This is a genomic window from Lysobacter xanthus (assembly GCF_047159895.1).
The window spans coordinates 1-25,847 of the sequence record NZ_BAAGAB020000041.1; the positions used below are offsets into that span (position 1 = coordinate 1).

29 protein-coding genes and 4 tRNA genes are annotated in these 25,847 nt (G+C 70.7%); 12 read left to right on the plus strand and 21 right to left on the minus strand.

The features are described 5' to 3' along the window. The 12 genes from ACY35P_RS10500 to ACY35P_RS10555 form a co-directional block, all read right to left on the minus strand. Positions 1 to 185, minus strand: a 185-nt coding sequence (locus ACY35P_RS10500) for a GTP-binding protein (RefSeq protein WP_462115782.1), incomplete at its 3' end; no start/stop codon positions are given. 101 nt (positions 186 to 286) lie between these two features. Then, positions 287 to 362, minus strand: a tRNA-Thr gene (locus tag ACY35P_RS10505). 35 nt (positions 363 to 397) lie between these two features. Continuing rightward, positions 398 to 471: transfer RNA gene (locus ACY35P_RS10510), tRNA-Gly, on the minus strand. Positions 472 to 545: 74 nt separating this feature from the next. Then, positions 546 to 631: transfer RNA gene (locus ACY35P_RS10515), tRNA-Tyr, on the minus strand. 78 nt (positions 632 to 709) lie between these two features. Further along, positions 710 to 1,801: a redox-regulated ATPase YchF gene (gene ychF / locus ACY35P_RS10520; protein WP_462115783.1), complete on the minus strand. Its 1,092-nt coding sequence runs from the start codon at positions 1,799 to 1,801 to the stop codon at positions 710 to 712. A gap of 67 nt (positions 1,802 to 1,868) precedes the next feature. Next, positions 1,869 to 2,450, minus strand: coding sequence for an aminoacyl-tRNA hydrolase (pth, locus tag ACY35P_RS10525; protein WP_462115784.1), 582 nt, complete (start codon positions 2,448 to 2,450; stop codon positions 1,869 to 1,871). Positions 2,451 to 2,510: 60 nt separating this feature from the next. Continuing rightward, positions 2,511 to 3,131: a 50S ribosomal protein L25/general stress protein Ctc gene (locus ACY35P_RS10530; RefSeq protein ID WP_462115785.1), complete on the minus strand. Its 621-nt coding sequence runs from the start codon at positions 3,129 to 3,131 to the stop codon at positions 2,511 to 2,513. Between the two features lie 96 nt (positions 3,132 to 3,227). Continuing rightward, entirely contained in the window at positions 3,228 to 4,187 is a 960-nt protein-coding gene (locus tag ACY35P_RS10535) for a ribose-phosphate diphosphokinase (RefSeq protein ID WP_462115786.1), read from the minus strand. Between the two features lie 88 nt (positions 4,188 to 4,275). Continuing rightward, a tRNA-Gln gene (locus tag ACY35P_RS10540) sits at positions 4,276 to 4,351 on the minus strand. Between the two features lie 19 nt (positions 4,352 to 4,370). After that, the gene (ispE, locus tag ACY35P_RS10545; protein ID WP_462115787.1) at positions 4,371 to 5,255 is read right to left on the minus strand and encodes a 4-(cytidine 5'-diphospho)-2-C-methyl-D-erythritol kinase; all 885 of its coding nucleotides are present in this window, start codon (positions 5,253 to 5,255) and stop codon (positions 4,371 to 4,373) included. Then, entirely contained in the window at positions 5,252 to 5,881 is a 630-nt protein-coding gene (gene lolB / locus ACY35P_RS10550; RefSeq protein ID WP_462115788.1) for a lipoprotein insertase outer membrane protein LolB, read from the minus strand. Before lolB ends, ispE begins: the two co-directional genes overlap by 4 nt. A 24-nt stretch (positions 5,882 to 5,905) precedes the next feature. After that, positions 5,906 to 7,630, minus strand: a complete 1,725-nt coding sequence (locus ACY35P_RS10555) for a tetratricopeptide repeat protein (protein WP_462115789.1) — start codon at positions 7,628 to 7,630, stop codon at positions 5,906 to 5,908. Between the two features lie 96 nt (positions 7,631 to 7,726). Between ACY35P_RS10555 and hemA the strand changes: the two genes are divergently transcribed. From hemA to ACY35P_RS10575, 4 genes are all read left to right on the plus strand, one after another. Next, the gene (gene hemA / locus ACY35P_RS10560; protein ID WP_462115790.1) at positions 7,727 to 8,992 is read left to right on the plus strand and encodes a glutamyl-tRNA reductase; all 1,266 of its coding nucleotides are present in this window, start codon (positions 7,727 to 7,729) and stop codon (positions 8,990 to 8,992) included. A gap of 69 nt (positions 8,993 to 9,061) precedes the next feature. After that, positions 9,062 to 10,147, plus strand: coding sequence for a peptide chain release factor 1 (gene prfA / locus ACY35P_RS10565; protein WP_462115791.1), 1,086 nt, complete (start codon positions 9,062 to 9,064; stop codon positions 10,145 to 10,147). 70 nt (positions 10,148 to 10,217) lie between these two features. Then, a complete protein-coding gene (locus ACY35P_RS10570; RefSeq protein WP_462115792.1) occupies positions 10,218 to 10,682 on the plus strand; it encodes an N-acetyltransferase family protein in 465 nt (154 codons plus the stop codon). Continuing rightward, positions 10,682 to 12,394, plus strand: a complete 1,713-nt coding sequence (locus tag ACY35P_RS10575; protein ID WP_462115793.1) for an O-linked N-acetylglucosamine transferase, SPINDLY family protein — start codon at positions 10,682 to 10,684, stop codon at positions 12,392 to 12,394. The genes ACY35P_RS10570 and ACY35P_RS10575 overlap by 1 nt, the downstream gene beginning before the upstream one ends. Here ACY35P_RS10575 and ACY35P_RS10580 read toward each other — a convergent pair. The 4 genes from ACY35P_RS10580 to ACY35P_RS10595 form a co-directional block, all read right to left on the minus strand. After that, the gene (locus ACY35P_RS10580) at positions 12,391 to 12,672 is read right to left on the minus strand and encodes a hypothetical protein (protein WP_462115794.1); all 282 of its coding nucleotides are present in this window, start codon (positions 12,670 to 12,672) and stop codon (positions 12,391 to 12,393) included. The two genes, ACY35P_RS10575 and ACY35P_RS10580, sit on opposite strands and share 4 nt — an antisense overlap. A 74-nt stretch (positions 12,673 to 12,746) precedes the next feature. Continuing rightward, complete coding sequence (locus ACY35P_RS10585; RefSeq protein WP_462115795.1) at positions 12,747 to 13,016, minus strand: acylphosphatase; 270 nt, start codon at positions 13,014 to 13,016, stop codon at positions 12,747 to 12,749. Then, positions 13,013 to 13,552 carry a TlpA family protein disulfide reductase gene (locus tag ACY35P_RS10590; RefSeq protein ID WP_462115796.1) on the minus strand — a complete coding sequence of 180 codons (540 nt, stop codon included), beginning with the start codon at positions 13,550 to 13,552 and terminating at the stop codon, positions 13,013 to 13,015. Before ACY35P_RS10590 ends, ACY35P_RS10585 begins: the two co-directional genes overlap by 4 nt. Continuing rightward, positions 13,549 to 14,823, minus strand: coding sequence for a YihY family inner membrane protein (locus ACY35P_RS10595; RefSeq protein WP_462115797.1), 1,275 nt, complete (start codon positions 14,821 to 14,823; stop codon positions 13,549 to 13,551). Before ACY35P_RS10595 ends, ACY35P_RS10590 begins: the two co-directional genes overlap by 4 nt. Before the next feature lie 96 nt (positions 14,824 to 14,919). Between ACY35P_RS10595 and wrbA the strand changes: the two genes are divergently transcribed. The 3 genes from wrbA to ACY35P_RS10610 are packed head-to-tail and all read left to right on the plus strand — an operon-like array spanning position 14,920 to position 16,377. Beyond that, positions 14,920 to 15,510, plus strand: a complete 591-nt coding sequence (wrbA, locus tag ACY35P_RS10600; RefSeq protein WP_462115798.1) for an NAD(P)H:quinone oxidoreductase — start codon at positions 14,920 to 14,922, stop codon at positions 15,508 to 15,510. After that, on the plus strand, positions 15,507 to 15,833 hold the full coding sequence (locus ACY35P_RS10605) for a DUF2069 domain-containing protein (protein ID WP_462115799.1): 327 nt from the start codon (positions 15,507 to 15,509) through the stop codon (positions 15,831 to 15,833). Before wrbA ends, ACY35P_RS10605 begins: the two co-directional genes overlap by 4 nt. Positions 15,834 to 15,888: 55 nt before the next feature. After that, a complete protein-coding gene (locus ACY35P_RS10610; RefSeq protein WP_462115800.1) occupies positions 15,889 to 16,377 on the plus strand; it encodes an asparaginase domain-containing protein in 489 nt (162 codons plus the stop codon). Between the two features lie 85 nt (positions 16,378 to 16,462). Here ACY35P_RS10610 and ACY35P_RS10615 read toward each other — a convergent pair whose 3' ends face one another. The 3 genes from ACY35P_RS10615 to sufT all read right to left on the minus strand — a co-directional run bounded on the left by ACY35P_RS10615 (position 16,463) and on the right by sufT (position 21,745). Continuing rightward, the gene (locus ACY35P_RS10615; RefSeq protein WP_462115801.1) at positions 16,463 to 18,694 is read right to left on the minus strand and encodes a M4 family metallopeptidase; all 2,232 of its coding nucleotides are present in this window, start codon (positions 18,692 to 18,694) and stop codon (positions 16,463 to 16,465) included. 400 nt (positions 18,695 to 19,094) lie between these two features. After that, positions 19,095 to 20,861 (minus strand): S8 family serine peptidase, encoded by a 1,767-nt coding sequence (locus ACY35P_RS10620; protein WP_462115802.1) that lies wholly within the window; start codon positions 20,859 to 20,861, stop codon positions 19,095 to 19,097. A gap of 326 nt (positions 20,862 to 21,187) precedes the next feature. Continuing rightward, the gene (gene sufT / locus ACY35P_RS10625; RefSeq protein ID WP_462115803.1) at positions 21,188 to 21,745 is read right to left on the minus strand and encodes a putative Fe-S cluster assembly protein SufT; all 558 of its coding nucleotides are present in this window, start codon (positions 21,743 to 21,745) and stop codon (positions 21,188 to 21,190) included. Between the two features lie 96 nt (positions 21,746 to 21,841). On the opposite strand from sufT, the gene ACY35P_RS10630 reads away from it, so the two are divergent. Continuing rightward, a complete protein-coding gene (locus ACY35P_RS10630) occupies positions 21,842 to 22,288 on the plus strand; it encodes a hypothetical protein (protein WP_462115804.1) in 447 nt (148 codons plus the stop codon). Here ACY35P_RS10630 and ACY35P_RS10635 read toward each other — a convergent pair. Both ACY35P_RS10635 and ACY35P_RS10640 read right to left on the minus strand, forming a co-directional pair. Further along, positions 22,251 to 23,696 carry an NAD(P)(+) transhydrogenase (Re/Si-specific) subunit beta gene (locus ACY35P_RS10635; RefSeq protein WP_462115805.1) on the minus strand — a complete coding sequence of 482 codons (1,446 nt, stop codon included), beginning with the start codon at positions 23,694 to 23,696 and terminating at the stop codon, positions 22,251 to 22,253. The genes ACY35P_RS10630 and ACY35P_RS10635 overlap by 38 nt on opposite strands. Then, entirely contained in the window at positions 23,693 to 23,992 is a 300-nt protein-coding gene (locus ACY35P_RS10640; RefSeq protein WP_462115806.1) for an NAD(P) transhydrogenase subunit alpha part 2, read from the minus strand. Before ACY35P_RS10640 ends, ACY35P_RS10635 begins: the two co-directional genes overlap by 4 nt. 149 nt (positions 23,993 to 24,141) lie before the next feature. On the opposite strand from ACY35P_RS10640, the gene ACY35P_RS10645 reads away from it, so the two are divergent. The 4 genes from ACY35P_RS10645 to ACY35P_RS10660 form a co-directional block, all read left to right on the plus strand. Next, complete coding sequence (locus ACY35P_RS10645; protein ID WP_462115807.1) at positions 24,142 to 24,540, plus strand: hypothetical protein; 399 nt, start codon at positions 24,142 to 24,144, stop codon at positions 24,538 to 24,540. Next, a complete protein-coding gene (locus ACY35P_RS10650) occupies positions 24,537 to 25,094 on the plus strand; it encodes an RNA polymerase sigma factor (protein WP_462115808.1) in 558 nt (185 codons plus the stop codon). The genes ACY35P_RS10645 and ACY35P_RS10650 overlap by 4 nt, the downstream gene beginning before the upstream one ends. Continuing rightward, a complete protein-coding gene (locus tag ACY35P_RS10655) occupies positions 25,091 to 25,480 on the plus strand; it encodes a hypothetical protein (protein ID WP_462115809.1) in 390 nt (129 codons plus the stop codon). Before ACY35P_RS10650 ends, ACY35P_RS10655 begins: the two co-directional genes overlap by 4 nt. Before the next feature lie 5 nt (positions 25,481 to 25,485). Continuing rightward, a partial coding sequence (locus ACY35P_RS10660; RefSeq protein WP_462115810.1) for a DUF3106 domain-containing protein occupies positions 25,486 to 25,847 on the plus strand: 362 nt, incomplete at its 3' end.

The following is a 25,847-nucleotide window of genomic DNA, read 5'->3' on the forward strand; positions in this document are numbered from 1 at the left end:
GTGATGCCGCGCGCCTTCTCTTCCGGCGCCGCGTCGATCTGGTCGTAACCCTTGAACTCACCACCGAAACGCTCGGCACCCACCTTCGTCAGCGCCGCCGTCAGCGTCGTCTTGCCGTGGTCCACGTGACCGATCGTGCCCACGTTCACGTGGGGCTTGGTGCGCTCGAACTTACCCTTGGCCATGGTTCCGTCTCGTTGGGGCGCTTCGCTGGAAGCGTTCGGTGAAGTGTTGTGGGTGAGTCCGGCCGGGGGCCGGGCTGTTGCGGAAGGATCCGCCTGCAACATGGTGCTCACGAAAGGAATCGAACCTTCGACCTCCTCCTTACCAAGGAGGTGCTCTACCGACTGAGCTACGTGAGCGTGAAACGTTTGCGGATGTCTGTCGCGGCGTTCAATGGAGCGGGAGACGGGAATCGAACCCGCACCATCAGCTTGGAAGGCTGAGGTTCTACCGTTGAACTACTCCCGCGCCGGACGAACCGCTTGGGCACTGCGCCGGTGGTTGGTAAGGCCGCCGGGTGGAACTCGAATACGTCGTGAAGCTGGTGGAGGGAGGTGGATTCGAACCACCGAAGGCGTAAGCCAGCAGATTTACAGTCTGCCCCCGTTGGCCGCTTGGGTATCCCTCCGAAGAGCCCGCAATTCTGGCCGACCGATTCGGGCAAGTCAACGGACCGTTCACTTTGCCGCGCCGACCGGCCCATCGATCAGACGTTGAACCGGAAATGCAGGACGTCGCCCTCCTGGACCCGGTACTCCTTGCCCTCCAGCCGCAGGCGGCCGGCATCGCGGGCGCCCGCCTCGCCCCGGTACTTGAGGAAGTCGTCGAAACCGATGGTCTCGGCCCGGATGAAGCCCTTCTCGAAGTCGGTGTGGATGACCGCCGCCGCCTGCGGGGCCGTCGAGCCGGCCCGGACCGTCCAGGCGCGGACTTCCTTCACGCCCGCGGTGAAGTAGGTCTGCAGGCCCAGCAGCTTGTAGGCGGCACGGATCACCCGGTTCAGGCCCGGCTCGTCCAGGCCCAGGTCGGTCAGGAAGGCGTCGCGGTCGGCGTCGTCGAGCTGGCTCAGCTCCTCTTCGATGGCCGCCGAGACCGGCACCACCTCGGCGCCCTCGCCCGCGGCCCGCGCGCGCACGGCGTCGAGATGCGGATTGTTCTCGAACCCGTCCTCGAGGACGTTGGCCACGTACATGACCGGCTTGAGGGTGATCAGGAACAGGTCGCGTACCGCCGCCTTGTCCTCGTCCGACAGCCCGATCGCGCGGGCGGCCGTGCCCGCATCCAGCCCGGCGCGGATGCGGCCGAGGATCTCCGCGCGGACCTTCGCGTCCTTGTCGCCGGTCTTGGCCGAGCGCTCGGCGCGCTGCAGGGCCTTGTCGACGGACTCGAGGTCGGCCAGCGCGAGCTCGGTATCGATCGTCTCGATGTCCGCGATCGGATCGACCTTGTTGCTGACGTGGATGACGTCGGCGTTCTCGAAGCAGCGCACCACGTGGGTGATGGCGTCCACCTCGCGGATGTGCGCGAGGAACTTGTTGCCCAGTCCTTCGCCCGACGCGGCGCCGGCGACCAGGCCGGCGATGTCCACGAACTCGACCGCGGTCGGGATGACCTTCTGCGGCTTGACGATCTCGGCCAGCTGGCCGAGGCGCGGATCCGGCACCGGCACGATGCCGACGTTCGGCTCGATCGTGCAGAACGGGAAGTTGGCCGCGGCGATGCCCGCCTTGGTCAGCGCGTTGAAGAGGGTCGACTTGCCGACGTTGGGCAGGCCGACGATGCCGCATTTGATGCCCATGGTGGAACTCCGGTGAGTCGAACGGTGATGCGCAAGCGGCCGCGGGGCAGTCGCTTGCGCATGGCCGCTAGGGCTTGGCGGTATTGAGGCGCTTCATCGCCTCGTTGACGTCGCCGGATACGGCGAGCGGCAGCACGTCGATGGCGTCGTCGATCGAGCGCAGGATCATCGACTCGTCGGCAGCCGCGGGCTTGCCGAGCACCCAGCCGACGACCTTGTCCTTGTGGCCCGGATGGCCGATCCCGACCCGCAGCCGGTGGAACTTGCCGTGGCCGAGCAGCCGCATGGTGTCGCGCAGGCCGTTCTGCCCGCCGTGGCCGCCATCGAACTTGAGGCGTGCGGTGCCGGGCGGGAGGTCGAGTTCGTCGTGCGCCAGCAGCGCCTCGTCGGGCTCGATCTTCCAGAAGCGCATCGCCGCGGTGACCGACTTGCCCGAAAGGTTCATGAAGGTCGCCGGCTTCAGCAGCCACACGGGCTTGCCCGCGATATCCACCTTGCACGTCTCGCCGAACAGCTTGGCGTCGACGCGGAACTGCCCGCCGGACTTTCGCGCGAGCTCGTCGACGAACCAGAAGCCGGCGTTGTGCCGCTGGCGCGCGTGCTCGGCCCCGGGATTGCCCAGTCCGACGATGAGTCTGATTCCGGCCATCGACTTCTCCGCAAATGCGAACGGGCCGACCGCGAGGGCCGGCCCGTCCACCTGTTGCGATTACTTCGCGTCGCCTTCCGCGGCCGGCGCTTCTTCCTGGCCCGTGCGGCCGAGCTTCGCGCTGACCACCGCCACGTCATGCTCCTTGCCGAGCTTCAGCTCCGGGATCTCGACGCCCTGCGGAAGCTTGATGTCCGACAGGTGGATCACGTCGCCCTGCTTCAGGCCGCCGAGGTCGAGTTCGATGAACTCCGGCAGGTCCTTCGGCAGGCAGCTCACTTCGACTTCGTTGAGCTCGTGCGCGATCACGACTTCGGCGGTCTTGCCGGCCGGCGACGTGTCCTGGTTGAGGAAGTGCAGCGGCACGCGCGCGCGCAGCGTCTCGTTCGCGTTCACGCGCTGGAAGTCCAGGTGCATGATCTGCTGCTTGAACGGATGACGCTGCATGTCACGCAGCAGCACGCTCTCGACGCTGCCGTCGATGTCCAGCGACAGGATCGACGAGTAGAACCACTCGTTCTGGCTGGCGAGCCAGATCTTCTCGTGGTCGAGCTGGATCTGCTTCGGCTCGGCGGTGCCGCCGTAGACGATGGCCGGGATGACGGCGGCATGACGCAGGCGGCGGCTCGCACCCTTCCCCTTGTCGCTGCGGCCGGCGGCCTTGATGGTGTGTTCGGACATTTCGATTACTCACTGTTACTGCGATGGAACCGCCTCGCGGCGGCGATGCCGCTCACCCGCGACCAGGTGAGCGATGTGCGGCGGATGCCGCGGAACTCAGTCGACGTACAGCGAGCTGACCGATTCGCCGAACGCCACGCGACGGATCGTCTCGGCGAGCAGTTCGGCCACGGACAGCTGGCGGATCTTGCTGCAGGCGCGCGCGGCGTCGGACAGCATGATCGTGTCGGTCACCACCAGCTCGTCGAGCGCCGAATTGGTGACATTGGAAATCGCCGCGCCCGACAGCACGGGATGCGTGCAGTAGGCGACGACCTTGGTGGCGCCGCGCTCCTTCAGCGCACCGGCGGCGGCGCCGAGCGTGCCGGCGGTGTCGACGATGTCGTCGACCAGCACGCAGGTCTTGCCCTCGACGTCGCCGATGATGTTCATCACCGTCGCGACGTTCGCCTTCGGGCGGCGCTTGTCGATGATCGCGAGGTCCGCGTCGTCGAGGCGCTTGGCGATCGCGCGGGCGCGCACCACGCCGCCGACGTCCGGCGAGACCACCACCATGTTGTCGGTGCCGTGCGCGCGCCAGATGTCGGCGAGCAGCAGCGGCGAGGCGTAGACGTTGTCGACCGGGATGTCGAAGAAGCCCTGGATCTGGTCGGCGTGCAGGTCGACGGTGAGCACGCGATCGCAACCGACCGCGCTGAACATCTTGGCCGCCACCTTCGCCGTGATCGGCACGCGCGAGCTGCGCGGGCGGCGGTCCTGGCGGGCGTAACCGAAGTACGGGACGACGGCGGTGACGTTGCTGACCGAGGCGCGCTTCAGCGCGTCCACCAGGACCAGCAGCTCCATGAAGTTCTCCGCCGTCGGGGCGTTCGTCGGCTGGATGACGAAGACCTCCTGCTTGCGGACGTTTTCCTCGATCTCGACCTGCACCTCGCCGTCGGAGAACTTGCCCACCAGCGCCTTTCCGAGGCGCGTGCCGAGTTCCTTGCAGACGGCTTCCGCGAGCGGTTTGTTCGCGTTGCCGCTGAAGACGAGGAGGTTGCGATCTTTGTGCATGGCGGCCGGTAATCGAGAGGTGGAAATCGGAATCGGTCTGATGCACATCGGGCGTCGCGCAATGCGCGGGCGCCGGCGTCGTTGCAAGTGGCAGGGGCGGAAGGATTCGAACCTTCGCGTGCCAGGATCAAAACCTGGTGCCTTAACCGCTTGGCGACGCCCCTGTCGTACCGCTGGGCGACGTCAGGACGTCCCCTGGAACCTGTCGAGCGCGCGGTGCAGCGGCGACACATTGGCACCGGCGACGAGCCGGCACCGCAGCGCCGGCGGCAGCCGACGCAGCGCCACCTCGGCGGACTCGCGCGTGGCGAATTCGACGAAGCATCCACTGCCCGAACCCGTCAGCCGCGCATGCCCCACCTGCGACAGCGTGGCGAGGGCGGCATCGACGGCCGGCTCGCGTGCGCGCAGGACGGGCTCGAACGCATTGCCGGGCCGGTCACTCCGGGGGTCACCCCCCGCAACGAAGTCCGCCATTTTCAAGGGCGGTGAATCGCGCGTCAAATCAGGGTCCGCGAACAGGGCGGCGGTGGCCGCGTGGACGCCGGGCTCGGCGACCACGTACCAGGCCGGCGGAAGGTCGATCGGGACCAGGCGCTCGCCGGCCCCTTCGGCCCAGGCATTGCGCCCCACTACGAAGACAGGCACGTCGGCCCCGAGCCCGAGACCGAGCGCGGCCAGGCGCTCGAGCGGCCAGTCGAGACCCCACAGCCGGTTCAGGGCGACGAGCACCGTGGCGGCATCCGACGACCCACCGCCGAAACCGCCGCCGGTCGGAATCGACTTTTCGACGACGATGTCGACGCCTTGGGAGACGTTGCCCTCACGTTGCAGCGCGATCGCCGCACGCACCGCGAGGTCGTCGTGCTCGTCCACCCCGGCGGCCGAGTCACCGAGCCGGCGGACCGCACCGTCGTCGCGCAGGCGCAGCCCGATCCGGTCGCCCCATTCCAGCAGCCGGAAGGCGGTCTGCAGATCGTGGTAGCCGTCGGGACGGCGACCGGTAATGCGCAGGAACAGGTTGAGCTTGGCCGGCGCCGGCCACGTGCTCCAGCCGGCGGTGCTCACGGACTCGCGGTGCCGTCGGTCCAGCGGTCGACGACGAGGCGGACGCGCGCTTCGCCGCGGCGGGCCTCGACGCGCGAGGGCATCGCGGCCGGCGCGGCGGGCCACGTGTAGTCGATCGTCCAGCCGTTCTCGGCCAGGCTCGCGAGGCGGCCGTCGGCGCCGAAGCGCACCACCGCCGTCGCGGGATCGGCCCGCAGGCCGCGCACCCATGCCGGCAGCGAGCGGACGGGGATCTCCCAGCCGGTGGCCTCGCGCAGCAGCGCCTCGGCGTCCGCGCCGGTCCGGGTGCCGCCGGCGAGCCCCTCCAGTGACGCCTGGCCGGGCGCCCCGGACAGGCGCCAGCCCTGCCGGGTGATCGGGGCGGTGAGTTGGATGTCGAAGCGGTCGCCCGACTGCTGCCATTCGATGCGGCCGCTGCCGGCGTCGCGGGCGGTGGAGACGGCGATGCGTCCCTCCAGCCCCCACGTCCGCGCGGCCGAACGCTCGCGCTCGCGCTGCGCGGCTTCCAAGCCGGCGGCCTGCCCCGCGGTCGGCGGCGGCACGACGGCGGTGGTGGCACAGGCACCGAGGCCGGCTGCGAGGGCGGCGACCAGCAACGTGCGCGAAAGACGGTGGGGGACGGTCATCGTTCGGATCTCGGGATGCAGGGGTCAGGCGCCCGGGGACTTGGGCGCGGCCGGCAGGGGCGGCAGCACGATCCCGGTCTTCTGCAGGGCGCGCGCGAGCGAGCGGTTGTCGGCGTCGATCTTCCTCGACTCCTCGAAGTAGCGACGCGCTTCGTCGTGCCGGCCGAGCACCCACAGCACCTCGCCCACGTGCGCGGCGATCTCGGCGTCCTTCGCCAGCGTGTAGGCGCGCTGCAGCTCGACCAGCGCGTCGGCCGGCTTGCCGAGGCGGTAGAGCACCCAGCCGTAGCTGTCGACGATCGCGGCGTTGTTGGGCTCGGCGGCGCGGGCGCGGTTGATCAGCTCGAGCGCCTCGCGGTAGCGCGTGGTGCGGTCGGCGAGCGTGTAGCCGAGCGCGTTGAGAGTGGCGACGTTCTCGGGCTGCGCGACGAGGATGCGGCGCAGGTCGGCCTCGGCGCGCGGCACGTCGTCACGACGCTCCCAGGCGAGCGCGCGGGCGTAGAGCAGGTCGGGATCATCGGCGAACGCGGCGAGGCCGCGGGCGAAGGCGTCCATCTCGCGGTCGAGGTTCTTGTCCTTCGCCCACAGGCCGGCCTCGAGGGCATACGCGTCGCGACGGACATCGTCCTCGGCCGCCGCATCCTGCTGCAGCACGTGCAGGGCCTCGACCGCTTCCGTGCCGCGGCCGAGCTCGTGCAGGACGTTCGCGGAGCGCAGGCGGGCGGTCCACCGCTGCGGGCCGCCGGGGACGGAGCCGTACCAGTCGAGCGCGGCGTCGAAGCGCTTGAGGAACTCGGCAAGCTGGCCGAGCAGCAGGCGGCGATCGGGATCGGGCCGCTGGGCCTCGGAGGCGAGCTCGTCGTAGAGCGCCTGCAACCGGGCACGGTCGTCGGCGCGGGCGTACAGGGAGGCCCGGAGAGCGTAGGTCTGGTCGTCCTGGGGGCCGCGCGCGAGCGTGTCGGCGGCGGCGCGGGGATCGCCCAGCGCGTCGTACTCGCGTGCGACCAGCAGACGGAGCTCGGCGCTCGAGGACGCGGCATCGCGCAACGTCGCGATCGTCGCCTTCGCCTCGTCGACGTGGCCGTCCTCGCGCTGCTGGCTGGCCTTGAGCAGCGTGACGCGCGGGTCGCCCGGGAAGCGCTGGATGACCTCCGCGACGATGCGGTCCGCGAGTTTGGGCTCGTCGAGGCGCTGGGCGAGGCCGCCGAGAGCGAGCCAGGCGTTCAGCACCTGGGGGACGGCGCGTGCGTCGAGCAGCCGGGTCACGATCGCGGCGGCCTGCTTGGGCGTCTTCGCGCCGCCGGCCAGCGTGCCGATCGCCAGGCGCCAGCCGTCGTCGGCCTGCCCCAGCAGCGCGGTGAGTTCGCGGGTGGCGGCCGCTTCGTCGCCACGACGGAGCGCGAGGGTCGCCTCGGCGACGCGCAGGTCCGGCTCGGCGGCCGCGGCCGCCCCCAGCAGGCCGCGCCACAGCTTCAGGGCCTCGGCGGCGCGACGGTCGTCCTTCGCCACCAGCGCGATGCCCGTGGCGCGTTCGGCGAGCGCGGCGTCACGCGAGGCCCGGGCCGCGGCGAGGTAACCGGCCGCGGCCTCGTCGAGACGACCCGCCTGGAGGGCGAACTCGCCGGCGAGAAGCGGCTGCAGGGGCGGCGCGGCCGCACCGGCCGGGGGCGCGGCCACGGCCGGCAGCAGCACGCCGGCGGTCGCCGCGGCGAGGGCCAACCGCTTGATCGAACGCAAAACGTGAGGCATGCGCACCCGGGATAATTGAGGCTCGGAAGGCGCAGCACCCGCACCGGTAGAATGCCGGGAGCTGCCGCCGCAGCTTAGCGCAGGCACCTGTAACGAATGGGTTTCCACGTCATCGGCCTCAACCACGCCACCGCGCCCGTCGACGTGCGCGAACGGGTGGCGTTTGCCGGCGACGCGACCGCGAACGCGCTGGCCGAGCTGCGCGCGTTGCCGTCGGTGGACGAGGTGGCCCTGCTGTCGACCTGCAACCGCACCGAGCTGTATGCGGAGACGAGCGACGACGGCGGCGCGCTGGCGGGGTGGCTGGCGGAGCGCTCGGCCGTGGGCGACGACCTGCATGCCTACCTCTACCGGCACCACGATGCCGAGGCCGTCCGCCACCTGTTCCGCGTGGCCACCGGGCTCGACTCGCTCGTGCTGGGCGAGCCGCAGATCCTCGGCCAGGTGAAGGACGCCTGGGCGACCGCGCGCGCGGCGGGCACGCTGGGCAATCGCCTCGACCGCCTGTTCCAGCACGCCTTCTCGACCGCCAAGCGCGCGCGCACCGACACCCGCATCGGCGCGAATCCGGTGTCGGTCGCCTCCACCGCGGTGAAACTCGCGCAGGAATCCTTCGCAGCGCTCGACCGCTCGACCGTGCTGCTGATCGGCGCCGGCGAGACGATCGAACTCGCCGCGCGCCACCTGGTGCAGGCCGGCACGCAGCGCCTGCTCGTCGCCAACCGCACGCTCGTGCATGCGCAGGCGCTCGCCCAGCGCCACGGCGGGTATGCCTTGCCGCTGGAGGACCTCGACCGCCACCTCGCCGAAGCCGACGTGGTGATCAGCGCCACCGCCAGCCGCGAGCCGATCCTCGACGCACGCCAGGTGGAAGCGGCCCTCGCCGCGCGCCGTCGTCGCCCGATGCTGCTGCTCGACCTCGCCGTGCCACGCGACATCGCCGCCGACGTGGCCGAGTTGTCCGACGTCTTCCTCTACACGGTCGACGACCTCGAGCGCGCGATCGAGGACAACCGCCGCAGCCGTCGCGAGGCCGCGAACGAGGCGGAATCGATCGTCGAGCTGCAGGTCGCGCGCTTCCGCGAGAAGCTCGAGGCCAGCACGCGCACCGAGCCGGTCAAGCGCATCCGTGCGCATGGCGAGGCCGCGCGCGCCGAGGCGCTCGCCAAGGCGAAGCAGCAACTTGCCGCCGGCATGTCCGCCGACGATGCGCTCGAATTCCTCGCCCATACGCTGACCAACCGCCTGCTGCACGCGCCGACCGTGGCGGTGCGCGAGGCCGCGGTGCAGGGCGATGCCGACCTCGCGCGTGCCGCGGGCCGGCTGTTTCCGGACTCCGGGGAGACCGGCAGCGAGCGTTAGCGACGGTCCCGCCGTCGCCGACCGGCCCGCACCGCGCGGGCCGCACCGCCCTGCCCGCCCGGACTTGCCATGAATCCTTCCCTGCGTCGAAAGCTCGAAGCCCTCGCCGAACGTCGCGAGGAACTCGAACGACTGCTCGCCGATCCCGGCGTCATCGGCGATGCCGATCGCTTCCGCAGGCTGTCGCGCGAATTCGCGCAGCTCGACCCAGTGGCGCGCGCACTCGACGACGAACGCCGAGCGCAGGCCGACCTGTCCAGCGCGCAGGCGATGCGCGACGACCCGGAGATGCGCGAACTCGCCGACGAGGAAATCGGCGCGGCGACAGCGCGACTCGCGTCGCTCGAGGCCGAACTGCTCGCGCACCTCGTGCCGAAGGACCCGCGCGACGAAGGCGACGTCTACCTCGAAGTGCGCGCGGGCACGGGCGGCGACGAGGCCGCGATCTTCGCGGGCGACCTGTTCCGGATGTACACGCGGCATGCCGAGCGCATGGGCTGGCGCTTCGAGGTGGAATCGGCGAGCCCGGGCGAGCACGGCGGCTTCAAGGAAGTGATCGCGCGCGTCGAGGGCCGCGGCGCGTATTCGCGCCTGAAGTTCGAATCGGGCACGCACCGCGTCCAGCGGGTGCCGGCGACGGAATCGCAGGGGCGCATCCACACCTCGGCGGCGACGGTCGCGATCATCCCCGTCGAGGCGGACGAGGCGCCGATCGAGATCTCACCGGCCGACCTGCGCGTCGACACGTTCCGGTCGTCCGGCGCGGGCGGCCAGCACGTCAACAAGACCGACTCGGCGATCCGCATCACCCACATTCCGTCGGGCGTCGTCGTCGAAAGCCAGACCGAGCGCAGTCAGCACGCGAACCGCGACAAGGCGATGAAGCGGCTGCGCGCGATGCTCGCCGAGGCGCAGGCCTCGAAGGCCGCCGCCGCGCAGGCCGAGACGCGCAAGCTGCAGGTCGGCAGCGGCGATCGCAGCCAGCGCATCCGCACCTACAACTTCCCGCAGGGCCGCATCACCGACCACCGCGTCGAGGGGTTGACCCTCTACGACCTGCCGAACGTGATGGAAGGGGCGCTCGACGCCCTGCTCGATCGCCTGCAGCAGGAACACCAGGCCGACGAGCTGGCGCGGCTCACCGATTCGGCCTGAACGGCGCGGGGTGGGCGCTTCCGGCGCCGGAAGCGACAATGCGGGCTACCCGTCGCCCACGAGCCGCGCCATGGACCTCCGCATCCGCCCCGCCACCGCCGACGACCTGCCGGACGCCGCGCGACTGTTCGATGCGTATCGCCAGTTCTACGGGCAGCCGTCGGACCGACCGGCCGCGCACGACTTCCTGGCCGCGCGACTCGCGGCGCGGCAGTCCATGATCCTGCTCGCGCGCCTCGGCGACGAGGCGGTCGGTTTCACCCAGCTCTATCCGATGTTCTCGTCCGTCCGCATGGCGCCGATCTGGGTACTCAACGATCTGTACGTCGACGCCGGCGCACGCCGTCTCGGCGTCGCGCGTCGGCTGCTCGACGCGGCGGCGGTATCGGCGCGCGCGGCCGGTGCGGTGCGCATCATGCTCGAGACCGCGCAGGAGAATTTCCCGGCGCGTGCGCTCTATCGCGACGCCGGCTGGGAGGAAGAGTCGACGCAGTGGTACGCGCTCGATCTCGTGCAGGCGCGCGTGCCGGCCTGATGGGCGCCGACGCGCGCCAGCTCGCGCGCCTCGCCGTGCAACGCGCGCCCGGCGACGCGATCGCCTGGGTGGTGCTCGCCGAAGCGGAACTCGATGCCGGCGATGCGGTCGCCGGCGAACGCGCGGCGCGACGCGCGCTCGCGATCGCGCCGGGCCATCCCGAGGCCCTCGCGCGGCTCGGGCGCGCGCAGTCGATGCTCGGCCGTCCCGGCGACGCCGTCGAAAGCCTGCTGCAGGCCACGCGCGCAGCACCGAACCATCCCGGGATCGCGGTGTGGCTCGGGCACGCGCTGGAGGAGGTCGGCCGCGTCGAGGACGCGGCGATCGCGTTCGCGCAGGCACACCGCCTGCTGCCCGACGAGCCGATCGTCGCCGCCTACCTGCTCGCCGCGCGCCGGCGGCTCTGCGACTGGCGCGATCTCGATGCCCTGTCGGCGCAGGTGCGCGATGCGGTGCGTCGCGGCCGGGCCCCGGTCGAGCCGTTCGCCTTCCTCAGCGAGGACGCGACGCCCGCCGAGCAGCTGCAGTGCGCGCGCCTGCGTGCCGCGGCGATCGCCCCGACCGTGCAGCCGATGCCGGCCGTCGATCCCGGCTCGCGGCGCGATGCACCGGTCCGCCTGGGCTTCCTGTCCAACGGGTTCGGGGCGCATCCCACCGGCCTGCTCACCGTCGCGATGTTCGAAGCGCTGGCGTCGCACGCCGTCGAGCTGCACGCGTTCGCGCTGACGGGCGACGACGGCAGCGCGATCCGCCAGCGCATCGCCACCGCCACGCAGTTGCACGATGTCTCCCGATTCGCGCACCGCGAGATCGCCGCACGCATCCGCGCGGAAGGTATCGACGTGCTGTTCGACCTGCGCGGCTGGGGCGGCGGCGGCGTGCCGGAAGTGCTCGCGATGCGCCCGGCCCCGGTGCAGGTGAACTGGCTGGCCTATCCGGGCCCGTCCGGCGCGCCGTGGATCGACTACGTCGTCGCCGATGCACGCGTGCTGCCGCCGGAACTGGCGGCTCATTTCGGCGAAGTGGTCGCGCGCCTGCCGCATGCGTTCCAGCCGTCGGACACCACGCGAGTGCTGGCCAGGGCGCCATCGCGCGCGGACTGCGGCCTTCCCGAGCGCGGCATCGTCTTCTGCTGCTTCAACAACAGCTACAAACTCAATCCCCGCAGCATGGGCCGTGCCTTCGAGGTGCTGCGAGCCGTCGACGACGCCGTGCTGTGGCTGCTGTCCGGACCCGGCGAGGCGGACGCGCGTCTTCGCGACGCCGCACGCGTGGCCGGCGTCGACCCGTCGCGCCTGGTGTTCATGCCCCGGCTGCCGCATCCCGACTATCTCGCGCGTCTCCAGCTCGCCGACCTGTTCCTCGACACGACGCCGTACAACGCACACACGACCGCGACCGACGCGCTCTGGGCCGGCTGCCCCGTGCTCACGACGCCCGGCGCGACGTTCGCGTCGCGTGTCGCGGCCAGCCTGCTCGGCACGCTGGGGCTCGAGTCGCTGGTCGCGGCGGACGATGCCGAATTCGTGGCCACGGCGGTGCGCCTTGCGCAGGATGCCTCGGAGCGGGGGACGCTTCGCCAGCGCCTACGCGCTGCACAGCACACCTCGCCGTTGTTCGACATGGACCGCTTCGCATCGAACTTCGCAGGCATCGCCACGACCATGGCGATGCGCTGGCGGGCCGGCCAGGCGCCGGCGCCGATCGGCTAGTCGCCGCCTTCGCGCTCGGCGAGCCGGCGGTTGCGCCGGAAGATCAGCTGGCCGACGACACCGGTCAGCAGCAGCACCGCATTCGTGAACACGAAGACGTGGTTGCCGAGCATCCAGCTGTAGATCACGAAGCCGACGCTCGCGGCCATCTGCCCGATGAAGAGCCAGCGCGAGACGCCGTCGGTCGTGCGCTCGCGCCATTGCGTGAACACCTGGCGCCCGAGCGTGGCGATGAGGATGGCCGAGGCGATCCAGCCGATGCTGTCCGCGAGCGTCACGGGAAAAGCCGGAGGCATGGAAGAGTCATGAGCGCAGCCTCGCGGCCAGCGCGTCGGAGGCCGGTGAAGCGGGCTCAGGCGACGGTGAACCCGGCGGGCGCGGCTGCATCGACGTCGTCGAGCCGGTGCACGGCCTCGACGCGCGCGAGGGACGGACCGTGCGCCAGCCAGGCGGCGAGCGCCTCGACCGCGGCCGGGTCGCCGTGCGCCACCACCTCCACGCGGCCGTCGGGCAGGTTGCGCGCGTGGCCGCGCAGGCCCAGCGCCAGGGCTTCATGGCGGGTCGCTGCGCGGAACGCCACGCCCTGCACGCGGCCCGAAACCAGGAATCGCGCCGAGGTCATCCGCGTGCGGGCGCGGCCTTGATCACCGCGTCGATCGCCTCGAGCGTGACCGGGCCGACCACCTGCTTCGCCACGCGTCCGTCGGGCGCGATCACGACCGTCATCGGCAGGCCGCGCGGCGTGTCGAAGTCGGCCGGGGGGTTGAACGTGTCGATGATCGCGATCGGATACGCCGGCTTGTGCTCGGCGAGGAAGTCCTTCATCGCCTGCGGCTCGATGTCCTCGTAGGCGAGCCCGATCACGTCGACGTCGCCGCGCGTGGCGAGCTTCGACAGCTCGGGCATCTCCTTCAGGCAGGGGCCGCACCACGTCGCCCAGAAATTCACCACCACCCAGCGGCCGCGGTGGCTCGCGAGGTCGTAGGTCGTCCCGTCCACCAGCGGCACGACCAGCTTCGGCTGCGTGCGGTCGGCCGCGGGGGCGGCCTTGGCCGCGGGCGGAGGCGTTGCCGGGGCCGAAGCCGCCGGCGGCGCGGCGCGGTCGCCGCAGGCCGCGAGCGCGAGGGTCAGCAGGAGGATCGGGAAGCGGCGGATCATTCGGTGTCTCCGGGGGTCCAGACGGTGTCGACGCGACGACGCAACAGGTCGCGTAGCGGAATTCGCAGGTCGTTGATGGCGCGCGTGACCGACTGCCCGATCGCATCGTCGCGGCACGGCAGTAGCGCTTCGGCGATCGGGATGCGCAGGTGGCAGGCCTCGTAGAGCTCGGCGAGCGTGAGCCCGTCGAGGTCGCGTGCGAGCAGCCATTCGCCGCCCTCGGCGCGCTTGACCAGGTTGATCTCGCTGAGCTGGGCGAGCATCTGCTGCACCAGGTCGTCGGTCAGCATCGGCTCGAGCTGCTGGATGTCGGCAGCGTGCAGGCCCTGCCCCGTTCGCCGGCTCGCATCGAAGCGCGCGAGCATCCGCAGCAGGCCGTACATCTCGTAGCCGGCCGGCAGGCGCTGCGTCACCGGCTGGTAGCGGAACGCCGCGACCGCCGCCGCGAACGAGGCGCCGAGCAGGACCGCGAGCCAGACGAAATAGATCCACAGCATGAAGATCGGGAGGATCGCGAACTGCTGGTAGATGCTGGCGTAGCCGTTGAAGCTCGTGAGGTAGGCGCCCATGCCCCACTTCGCCGCCTCGAAGCCGAGCGTGGCCAGCACGGCGCCCGACAGCGCGAACCGCCACTTGACCGTGCGATGCGGCACCACGCGATACAGCGTCGCGAAGGCCGCGACCTCGATGCCGAGCGGCGCGAGCTGCAGCATCGAGGCCTCGAGCAGGTGGCCGCCCGCGGTCTTGAACACGGCCAGCTCGAAGAACCGCGCCGACACCGCGAGGCTCGCCGCCGACATCACGGCGCCCAGCGTCAGCACCGTCCAGTAGACGAGAAAGCGCCCCAGCCGCGGCCGTGCGGCCTTCACCCGCCAGATGTTGTTGAACGTCGACTCGACGCTGGTCAGCGTCACCAGCACCGAGATGACCAGCGCGACCACGCCCGTGGCCGTCAGCTTGCCCTTGTTGGCGGCCGCGGTTTCCAGCAGGAAACGCTGCGCCGAGCGCGCCACGCCCGGCACGTAGTTGGAGAAGATGTAGTCGGCAAGCTGGCTCGACAGCGGGCGCATCGCCTCGAACGCCGAGAGCACGCCGAAGACCACCATCGACAGCGGCACCAGCGCGAACAGCGTCGTGAAGGCGAGCGCGCCGGCGGCCTGGAACAGCTCGTCGTCGAGGAAGCGCCGGCCCAGGAAGCGGAAGAACGCGATCGCCCGCGCGCGGTCGCGCAGGCGTGGGCTCACGACGCTGAGCAGGTAGGGCAGCTCCATCGGCCGGCAGCCTACCCGATCGCCGACGGCCGGCGCGTCGAGCGACCGCGTGGGGCGTCAGGCTATCCTCCGCGTCCGCTCCTGCGACTGCCGCCGATGCCCGAGATCCTGATCGTCTACTACAGCCGCAACGGCGGGGTCGCGCGCCTCGCGCGGCATGTCGCGCGCGGGGTCGACGAGGTCGAGGGCATGCAGGCGCGCCTGCGCACGGTGCCGCCGGTGGCTGCCGTCACCGCGACCGCGGCGCCGCCGGTGCCCGACGACGGCGCCCCGTACGTCGAGGCGCGCGACCTGCACGACTGCGCGGGCCTGCTGATCGGCAGCCCGACGCGCTTCGGCAACATGGCCGCGCCGCTCAAGCACTGGATCGACGGCCTCGGCGGCGACTGGGCGAGCGGCACGCTCGTGGGCAAGCCCGCGGGCGTGTTCACGTCGTCGTCGACGATGCACGGGGGCCAGGAGTCGACGCTGCTGTCGATGATGCTGCCGCTGCTGCACCACGGCTGCGTGGTCGCCGGCATCCCCTACACCGAGCCGAAGCTCAGCTCCACCCGCAGCGGCGGCACGCCGTACGGCGCGAGCCACGTGGCGGGCGTGCGCGACGACGCGCCGGTGGACGAGGACGAGGCCCACCTGGCCCGTGCGCTCGGTCGCCGCATCGCCCAGCTCGCGCAGCGGCTCGCATGAACGCGCGCGCCGTCCTGGTTTCCTCGCTGGTCGCGCTGGCCGCGGTGTATGCCGCCTGGTTCGGCGGTCGTGCCGAATGGGTCGCGCTGGTCGTCTTCGCCGCTCCGGTATTCGCCTGCCTCGTCGCGGTGCTGCGCCGCACGCGCACCGGCGGCTTCTGGTCAAGCGTGCTGGCGCTCGCCTGGTTCAGCCACGGGGTGATGGTGGCCTGGACGCGGCCGGCCGAGCTGGGCTACGCGCTCGCCGAGGTGGCGCTGTCGGTGGCGATCGTCCTCGCCGCGAGCCTGCCCGGCCTGCGGGCCCGGTTCGCGCGCCGCGGCTGAGCGGCCGCACCGCCGACCTATAATCCGCGCCTCCCGAACGCCCGGCCCGCGCCTCATGGACTCGCTCTGCATCGTCACCACCGGCGGCACGATCGACAAGGTCTACTTCGACGACAAGTCGGACTACCAGATCGGCGAGCCGCAGATCGGACGCATCCTCGAGGAGCTCGGCGTCGCGTTCCGCTTCAGCGTGATCCCGATCCTGCGCAAGGACTCGCTGCACATCTCCGACGCCGACCGCGAGCTGATTCGCGACGCGATCGCCGCGCAGCCCGCACGGCACGTACTGGTGACGCACGGCACGGACACCATGGTGCAGACCGCCCGTGTGCTGGCGACGCTCACCGACAAGACGATCGTGCTGACTGGTGCGCTGAATCCCGCGCGCTTCCGCGGCTCGGACGCCGAGTTCAACGTCGGCACCGCGGTCGGCGCCGTGCAGTGCCTGCCGCCGGGCGTCTACATCGCCATGAACGGCCGCATCTGGGACCCCTCGAAGGTGCGCAAGAACGTCGAGGCGAACCGCTTCGAATCGCTCGACTGACCCGGGCGTCGCGCAAAGAAAAGGCCCCGGCATGCCGGGGCCTTTTGCATGGAAGCGCCGGGGGGATCGCCCCGGCGCCGCACCGTCAGTTGATGGTGCCCTTCAGCGTGACGCCCGAGTAGGCCGAGTACGCGCGGACGTTGACGTAGTACGTGCCGGCCGCCGGCGCGTTGAACGTGCAGGTCTCGCTGTTGCCGCTCAGGTACGGACGGCAGTTGTACGTCGAGCTCGTCGGCGCCGCGCCGATGCGCACGTACATGTCCGCATCGCCCGTGCCACCGGCGATGGTGAACACGACGCTGGTCTTGCCCGCCGGAACGTCGAGCGTGTACGTCGACGAGACGCCACCGGCCGCGACGGACGGCAGTGCGACGGCCGTGCCGCTGCAGAGAACCGTGCCGCCGCAGGTGCCACCACCGCCGCCGGTGCTGTAGCTGCCGGTCAGGGTGACGCCCGAGTAGGCCGCGTAGCCGTGCAGCAGCACGTAGTACGTACCGGCCGCCGGCGCCGCGATGGTGCACGTTTCGGTGGTGGCGCTGCCCTCGGACTTGCAGGTGTAGCTCGTGGTCGTCGGGTTGGAGCCCGCCTTGACGTAGAGGTCCACGTCGCCCGAGCCGCCGGTCGTCTTGAAGGTGAGGTTCGTGGCTCCGGCCGGGACCACCAGCGAGTAGTACTTGTCGCTGCCGGATGCGCCCGAGATGCTGCCGATCGGCGTGCCGTTGGTCATCGGGGTGGTCGTACCGCCGCCACCGCCGCCCGCGCAGCTCACGCCCACGCCGCTGAACGCCGCGGTGACGTCCGCCTTGTTGAGCGCGAGGTCCTGGGCCGCCGTCTCGACGCCGCAGGCCGCGGAGTTGTAGGTGCTGCTCGCGGTCCAGTACAGCGCGTTGGCGCGGGCGAACACCTTGAACGCGGTCGGCACGTTCCAGCCGGCCATCTTGGCCAGCGTGCAGAACGCCTTGTTGTAGACGCCCGACGAGTTGTGGACGTCCATGCCGCTGCGGTAGTTCGCGGCGTTGTCGATCGACGCGCCGTCCTGCGTCGGGTTGCACATGTAACGCAGCGAGCCGGTCGACTTGAAGACCTCGTTGCCGACGTTGAAGTCCGCCGCGCCCTTCCAGTAGTACTCGGTCGCTTCACCGCCCATGTCGGAGAAGGCTTCGTTGATGCCGCCGGACTGGCCCGAGTACGTCAGGTTCGAGTGCTGCTCGGTGAAGCCGTGCGAGACCTCGTGACCCGCGACGTCGGCCGAGACCAGCGGGTAGAACGTGGTCGCGCCGTCGCCGAAGGACATGGTGGAGCCGTCCCAGAACGCGTTCTCGTAGTTGCTCGAGTAGTGCACGCGCATGACGAGCTGGAAGGTCAGCGCGTTGTAGCCCGTGTACGCCGGATACATGTTCGTGATCACGCCGCCGAAGTAATGGGCGTCGTTGATCGGCGAGTACGCGCCGTTGATGGCCTTGTACGTATTGCGCGGGCAGGTGTACGAGAACGCGGTGGTGCCGGTGGTGCCGCCGTTGAGGTTCACCGACTTCACGTTGGCGTTGTTCATCGTGCACGTCGTGCCCGACTGCGTGACGTCGAGGTAGCCGTAGCGGCCGCCCGAACCCCACTCGTACTGGCCGGTCTTGGCGTTGCCGCCGGGGCCGGTGCCGACCGCGGCGGTCGTCAGGCCTTCCCAGCGCTTGAGCACGGCGCCGGTGTCGGCGTCGAGGATCATGAACGGGCGCGTGGCGTCGCCGCCCTTGCCCGCGCGCTCGGCGAAGTACGACACGACGAACGCACGGTGCGCATGGCCTGCGTCGTCGACGTAGATCATCAGCTCGGACTTCTCGTTGCGCGTCTGCATCGCGGCGATGCTCTGGCCGAGGCCGACGCGCTTGCCGATGTCGAGCGCCTGCTCGCGGCTCAGCTTCGCGGCGCCCGGGCCGATCTCGGCCGCCAGGCCGTCGATCTTGCGGCCGAACATGGTGCGCACTTCGCCGTTCTTCTCGCTGACGACGATGTTCTCGCCGAACACCGGCACGCCGCGGAAGGTCTGCTGGTAGCGGAAGTGCTGCGTGCCGTCGCGATCCTGCGCGAAGCCGACGCGGTTGAGCGAGGACAGCGCGTCGACGCCGATCAGCTCGGCATGACGGTCCTGCGCCTGCGCGGCGACGGCGAGGCCGGCGGCAGCGGCCTTGTACTGCTGGGAGAGCTTGCCGACCGGCATCCGGTGCAGGTCGACTCGCGTGGCGGCGCCCGCGCTGCCCGCGCAGAGCGCGAGGACCAGCGGCGAGAGGGTGAGGAGGCAGGAGCGGGACGTCGGGTTTCGCATGAAGAAGGTCCTTGGCGGGAACACCGGGGAGGGTCGGGGGCAAAGCCCGGAGGTCGGCAGGCGCGACCCGGGCGCGGGCTGTCGCCTTCCTTCGGCGACGTCCGCAAACATGCGCCGGGAGAGGCGGTTGCGCCCGCATTCAGGTGCACCGGTCGTGTCCGGTCCGACCAACGGTTTCCGTTCCGCATCAGGTTTGTTCGAAAATCAAGCACTTACGCGATCGGGGGGACTCGCGCGCCGATCCCCAGAACTCAGGCTTTAGTGCGCCGCAGCACGTTTTTGCGATTTCGTTGGCCGGAACTTGAATTCAATTGCGTTAGCCGACTTCAAGCGCCCGGGCAAAAAAAGAAGGCCCCGGCGATGCCGGGGCCTTCGTGGCGGCGTCCCTGCCGCCCGGGCATTACATGGTGATGCTCCAGCTGTTGATGTAGCCGGTGTCGCCCGAGTACAGGTCCTGCACCTTCAGGCGCCAGGTGCCGTTGATGGCCTCGCTCGACAGGTTCACGGAGTACGTCGCGATGACGTTGTCCGCGCTGTCGGAGGACGAGCTGTTCTTCAGGCGGTACGTCGAGCCGTCCGGCGCGACGAGGTCGATCACGAGGTCGCCGCGGTACGTGTGGCGAACGTCGACGGCCACCGAGGTCGCGGTCGGCGCATTGCCGGTGCGGCCCGAGACGGCGATGTTGCTGTACACGGTCGTGTTGTCGGCGATGCTGACGTCGGTGCCGTTGGTGTAGGTCTGCGTCGTGCCGCCACCGGTGGTGCCACCGGCCGCATCGACCGACTTGCGCGCATTGATGATGCCCGTGCCGCAGCCGAGCGAGCAGCCCGCGGGGATCGGGTACGTGTTCGCCTTGAGGTTCGACTCCACCTGCGCCGGGGTCAGCAGCGCGAGGCCGAGCGCCTTGCGACGGGACTGGATCAGCGCGACGGTGCCGGCGACGTGCGGCGAGGCCATCGACGTGCCGCTGTAGCTCGCGTACGTCTCGGTGCTCGGCGTGGTCGTGCCGCTGTTGAGCGTGGAGAGGATGCTCGAGCCCGGGGCCGAGACGTCGACCGCGGCGCCGTAGTTCGAGAAGCTCGAACGCGCGCCGGCGCTCGTGACCGAGCCCACCGTGACGACGTTCGCGCAGCTCGCCGGGGAGTAGTTCGCGGCGTTCGCGTTGTCGTTGCCGGCGGCGACGACGACCGTGGTGCCACGGCCGACCGCGCCGTTGATCGCGTTCTGCGTGGTCGTGTCACACGCGCCACCGCCGCCCAGCGACATATTGATGACCTGCGCCGGCGTCGTCGTGTTCGGCACGCCGGTGACGGTGCCGCCCGAGGCCCAGATGATCGCGTCGGCGATGTCGGACGTGTAGCCGCCGCAACGGCCGAGCGCGCGCACCGGCATCACCTTCGCGCCGTAGGCCACGCCGGCGACGCCCTTCGCGTTGTTGGTCAGCGCGGCGATCGTGCCGGCGACGTGCGTGCCGTGCCAGCTGGAATTGCCGGTCGTGCACTGCGTCGAATCGGTGTTCCAGTCGCCCGGGTCCGCGGCGTTGGAATCGCGACCGTTGCCGTCGTTCGAGACGAACGTGTCGGTGATGAAGTCGTAGCCGGCGATGATGTTGGTGCCGAGGTCGCTGTGCGTGGTGATGCCGGTGTCGATCACCGCGACGACGATGCCCGAGCCGTTGGTGACGTCCCAGGCCTGGTTCGCGTAGATGCCGGCCGTGGTGCTCTGGTAGCCCCACTGCTGCGGATAGCTCGGATCGTTCGGGGTGAGCGTCGGATGCAGCAGGCGATCGACCTCGACGTACTCGACGTTCGGATCGGCGGCGATCTGGCGCATCAGCGCCTCGGCCTCGACGCGGTCGAGCTTGCGGTCGGACTTGACCAGCTCGGCGCCGGTGGCGATGTGGCGGACGCGCGTGAGGCTGAGGCCCTTGCCCTTGGCGAGGCCGGACGCCGACGCGGCCGTGGCGAGCGAGCTGTGCATGGCGTTCGCGCTGGCGGCGGCCGTGCTGCCGTCGCGGTACTTCACGATGAAACGATCGTGCTGCGCCTGCGACTGCAGGCCGGCGAGATTCATCTGGCCGGCGAAGGCCGTGGTGGCCGCGCCGCCCAGCACCAGGGCGGTGGCGACGGCGAGCAGGTGCGAACGGGGGGACGTGGACTGCGACATCGGTGGGGAACCCTCGGAGGAGCGCCGCATCGCGGCGAATGCGCGACTGCCGGACTCCGCCGGCGGACGCGATGGTGGGAAGAGGACGCGCTGTGCACGTCCGGTTCCGACCCTAGGCGTCGTCCCCCTCGGGATGCACGCGGCAAACGCAAAAAAGTGGCCGGTCCGGCCAACGGTTTACGTTCGACACGCTAAACGATTGATCTGCAAGGAAACGCGACGTTTACGTGGTCGTAACACGTCGGCTGGAAGCGTCGATTTCTGTTGCACCGCACCAAAAAAATGCGATATCGGGGGCCTCCCGGCGCCTTGCGCGCCGGCCCGCGTCAGAGCATTCCGGTCTCGAGGCGCGCCGCCTCGGACATCATCGAGCGGTTCCACGGCGGGTCGAAGACGAGTTCCACGTCCGCCTCCGCCACGGTGGGAATCAGCTCGATCTTGTCGCGCACGTCGGCGACGAGCACCTCGCCCATGCCGCAGCCGGGCGCGGTCAGCGTCATCTCGATCGCCACCCGGCGCTCGCCGGGGCTGCCGGGCTGCGGGTCGACCGTCACGTCGTAGACCAGGCCGAGCTCGACCACGTTGATCGGGATCTCCGGATCGAAGCAGGTCCGCAGCTGCTGCCAGACGAGCTTCTCGATCGCCGCATCATCGGCGCCCTCGGGCACCTCGATCGGCGCCGGCGGCTCCTTGCCGATCGCGTCGGCATCCCGGCCCGCGATGCGGAACAGGTTGCCTTCGACGAAGACGGTGAAGCTGCCGCCGAGCGCCTGCGTGATGTAGCCGACGCTGCCCGCGGGCAGGGTCACGGCCTCGCCCTGCGGAACGAGGACGGCGGCGCAGTCGCGCTCGAAACGGACGGGTTCGCTGGAACGGGAATACATCAAGGACGGCACCTCCGAACACGGACCATTCTAGTCCAGTTTCACGGCCCCACCCGGCCCGCCGCTATCCTGTGCAGCCGCTATTCGGCTTTTCCGATGCCCGACGCCCCCTCCTCGCGCCCCTGGCTCGCCTGGCTGCTGCTGCCGCTCGTGGTGGCCGGGTTCGCCGCGCTGTGGACGCTCGCGGCGCTGTACTCCGAGCGGCAGTGCTCGTTCCTCGCGGTGGTCGGCGCGGTCGACGTGCTGTGGGTGCTGGGCCTGGCGCGCCGGCTGCGGCCGGGCCCGCGGGCGGCGGTGGCGACCGTGTCGACGCTCGTCCTGGCCGCGCTCGCCAACTGGGCGATCATCGCCATCCACGTCGGCGTCCCGCTCGGCAACGGCCCCGCCGAGGCGATGGGCAAGCTGGGCGCCCACCACGCCTGGACGCTGGCGGGCATCGCGAACGACTGGCGCGACGGGGTGTGGCTGGCGATCGCCCTCGCCGTCGCGGCGTTCGGCCCGTTCGTCAGTGACCGGCGCCGTCGAGCGATTTCAGCTCGCTGACAAGCTGCGCGGCCATCTCGGCACCGTCGCCGAACAGCATCCGCGTGTTGTCCGCATAGAAGAGCGCGTTCTCGATGCCGGCGAAGCCCGTGCCGCGGCCGCGCTTGATCACGACCACGTTCTTCGCGTCGACGACGTCGAGGATCGGCATGCCGTAGATGGGGCTGGCCGGGTCGGTCTTGGCGACCGGATTCACCACGTCGTTCGCGCCGATGACGAGCGCGACGTCGGTGTTCTTGAACTCCGGGTTGATGTCGTCCATGTCGGCGATGAGGTCGTACGGCACGCCGGCCTCGGCGAGCAGCACGTTCATGTGGCCCGGCATGCGGCCCGCGACCGGATGGATCGCGAACTTCACCTTGACGCCGCGATCCATCAGGCGCTGCGTCAGCTCCCAGATCTTGTGCTGCGCCTGCGCGACCGCCATGCCGTAGCCCGGCACGATGACGACGCGCTCGGCGTAGCCCATCAGGGCGGCGACGTCGCCGGCTTCGATCGGCTTCTGGCTGCCGGTGATTTCAGCGGCCTCGCCACCGCCGCCGAAGCTGCCGAAGATCACGCCGCTGATCGGGCGGTTCATCGCCTTCGCCATCAATCGCGTCAGCAGCATGCCCGCGGCACCGACCATGGTGCCGGCGATGATCAGCGCCTCGTTGCCGAGGACGTAGCCCTCGAACGCGACGGCGAGGCCGGTGAATGCGTTGAACAGCGAGATGACGACGGGCATGTCCGCCCCGCCGATCGGCAGCGTCATCAGCACGCCGACAAGAAGCGCGCCCGCGAAGAACGCGATGATCGGGACGAGCCCGTACGACGTGCCGTCGACGGTGTTGCCCAGCCACAGGATCGCGAGCGCACCGGCCGCGAGGGTCGCCAGGAAGACGAGGGCATTGAAGGCCTGCTGCCCCGGAAACGTATAGCGCTTGTCCATGCGCCCATCGAGCTTCGCCCAGGCGATGACCGAGCCCGACAGCGAGATCGCACCGATGAGCGCACCGACCGTCGCCAGCACCACCGCGATTCGCGAGGCCGCCGGCTCGCCGCCGTTGAGCCGCAGCAGCTCGACCGCGCCGATCGCCGCCGCCGAGCCGCCGCCCATGCCGTTGTAGAGCGCGACCATCTGCGGCATGTCGGTGATTGCCACCTTCTTGCCCGACATCCACGCCAGCAGCGTGCCGATGCCGAGCGCGAGCACGATCAGCGGCAGGTTGTGCAGGCCCGGCAGCAGGAACGTCGCCACCGTCGCGATCACCATGCCCGCACCGGCCCAGCGGATGCCGCTGCGCGCGGTGACGGGCGACGCCATGCGCTGAAGGCCCAGCAGGAACAGCGTGGCCGCGACGAAGTAGCTGATCGCCGCGACCGTCGTGCGTGCGGTGTCGAGCGTCCCCGGGGTGTCGAGCGTCATGCGCCGGCTCCCGGCTTGCGGGAGGACTTGAACATGTCGAGCATCCGCTCGGTCACCACGTAGCCGCCGGCGGCATTGGCCGCGCCGAGCAGCACGGCGAGGAAGCCGATGACCTTCTCCGGCATCGTCTCCGCATGCCCGAGCACCACCATCGCGCCGATCAGCACGATGCCGTGGATGAAGTTCGATCCGGACATCAGCGGCGTGTGCAGGATCACCGGCACCCGCGAAATGATCACGTGGCCCGCGATCGCCGCGAGCATGAAGACGTACAAGGCCACCATTCCGTCCGACACGCGCTTCTCCTGCTGCGGTTCGGGCCATCATAACGGCGGCTGAATCTTCCGGCGGGCCGGTCAACCGGCGACCCGCCGGGGCGTTCCCGGATGTGCCGCGCGGCGCACGTCCCCTGGATCCGGGGCATCCTCACGACACGGAGAACGCCATGAAGAAGATCGCCCGCCTCGCCTTGCCCCTCCTGCTCATCGTTCCGCTCGCCCAAGCCGCCGACCGCGGCGACCGGCTCGAACACCGCTTCGACGCCCGAGGCGATCGCATCGACACCCGCCTCGACGCCCGCGGCGACCGCATCGACGCCCGCCTCGACGCCCGGGGCCAGCGCATCGAACGCCGCTTCGACGCACGCGCCGCCCGCGCCGATGCCAACGGCCATGCGCAGCTCGCCGAGCGCCTCGAGCATCGCGGCGACCGGGCCGAGCGCCGGCTCGACCGGCAGGGCGACCGCATCGACCGTCACCTGGACGCGAAGGGCGATCGCATCGACGCACGACTCGACCGCAGGGGCGAGCGCGCGGACCGTCGCTGGGATCGCCGCCACGGATGAGCGCCGCGACGGCGCAGGCCCTGGACGCCGGGCCGGACGGTGATGTGCCGCAGACGCTCGAGGCATTCCTCGCCTCGATCTCGGCCCGCGCCTTCCGGTTCGCCGAACTCGGCCTGCGCCACCGCGACGACGCGCTCGATGCGGTGCAGGACGCGATGGTGAAGATGCTCGCCTATGCGCACCGCCCGCCCACGGAATGGACACCGCTGTTCTGGAGCGTGCTGCGCAGTCGGATCATCGACATCCAGCGGCGCCGCACGTTCCGCCTGAAGTGGTTCGCGCCACCGCCGGCGGACGACGAGGGCCCGGTCGACTGGATGGATCCGGGCCCGGATCCGTCCCGTCGGCACGATTCGAGCGAGGCGTACGTCCGCCTCGCCACGGCCCTGCAGGGCCTGCCCGCGCGTCAGCGCGAGGCGTTCAGCCTGCGGGTGCTGGAGGAACTCGACGTCGCCGATACGGCGCGCGTCATGGGCTGCAGCGAAGGCTCGGTCAAGACGCACCTGTCGCGCGCGCGCGATGCATTGCAGAGACAGCTGGAGGATTTCCGATGAGCCGACCCGACGCCGACCTGTTCGATTCCCGCGCACGGCAGGTGCATGCGGAATCGCTCGACCACCTGTCGCCGCGCGTGCAGGCGCAGCTCGCGCAGCGTCGCCGCATGGCGCTGCAAGGCACGGCGGCGTCGCGGCCGTCGCGCGGTCTCCTGCCGTGGGCGGGCGTGGCGACCGCAGGCCTCGCGCTCGCGCTGGTCCTGCAGTTGCGGCCGCCGGCGGGTGCGCCGCCGCAGGGGGTGCCCGCCGCCGCGAGCCCGCAACTCGCCGCGAATACACCCGCCGACGGCACGGTGCGCGATGTCGATGCGATCGCGCCCGACCTCAGCGAAGACCCCGAGTTCTACCTCTGGCTGGGCGCCGCGAGCCCGGCCGCCACGGAGTAACCGACATGATCCGCAGCCTCGTCCTCGCCCCGCTTCTCCTGCTCGCCGCGGCGCTGCCCGCGCAGGCACAGGTGCAGGCCAAGTCCACCGCCACGCTGCCCGACTGGGAGCACCTGACGCCGGCGCAGCGCGAACAGCTCGTCGCGCCGCTGCGCGACCGCTGGAACGCGAATCCCGACGCCCGCACACGCATGTTGGGCCATGCGCAGCGCTGGAGCCGCATGACTCCGGAACAGCGCGGGCAGGCCCGTCGCGGCATGGAACGCTGGCAGGGCATGTCGCCCGACGAGGCGCGAACGGGGGCTACGCTCGGCCGCCCGTTGTCCGTGGTCGCCCCAATGAAATCGAATCTTCCGGTCCGCCGCCT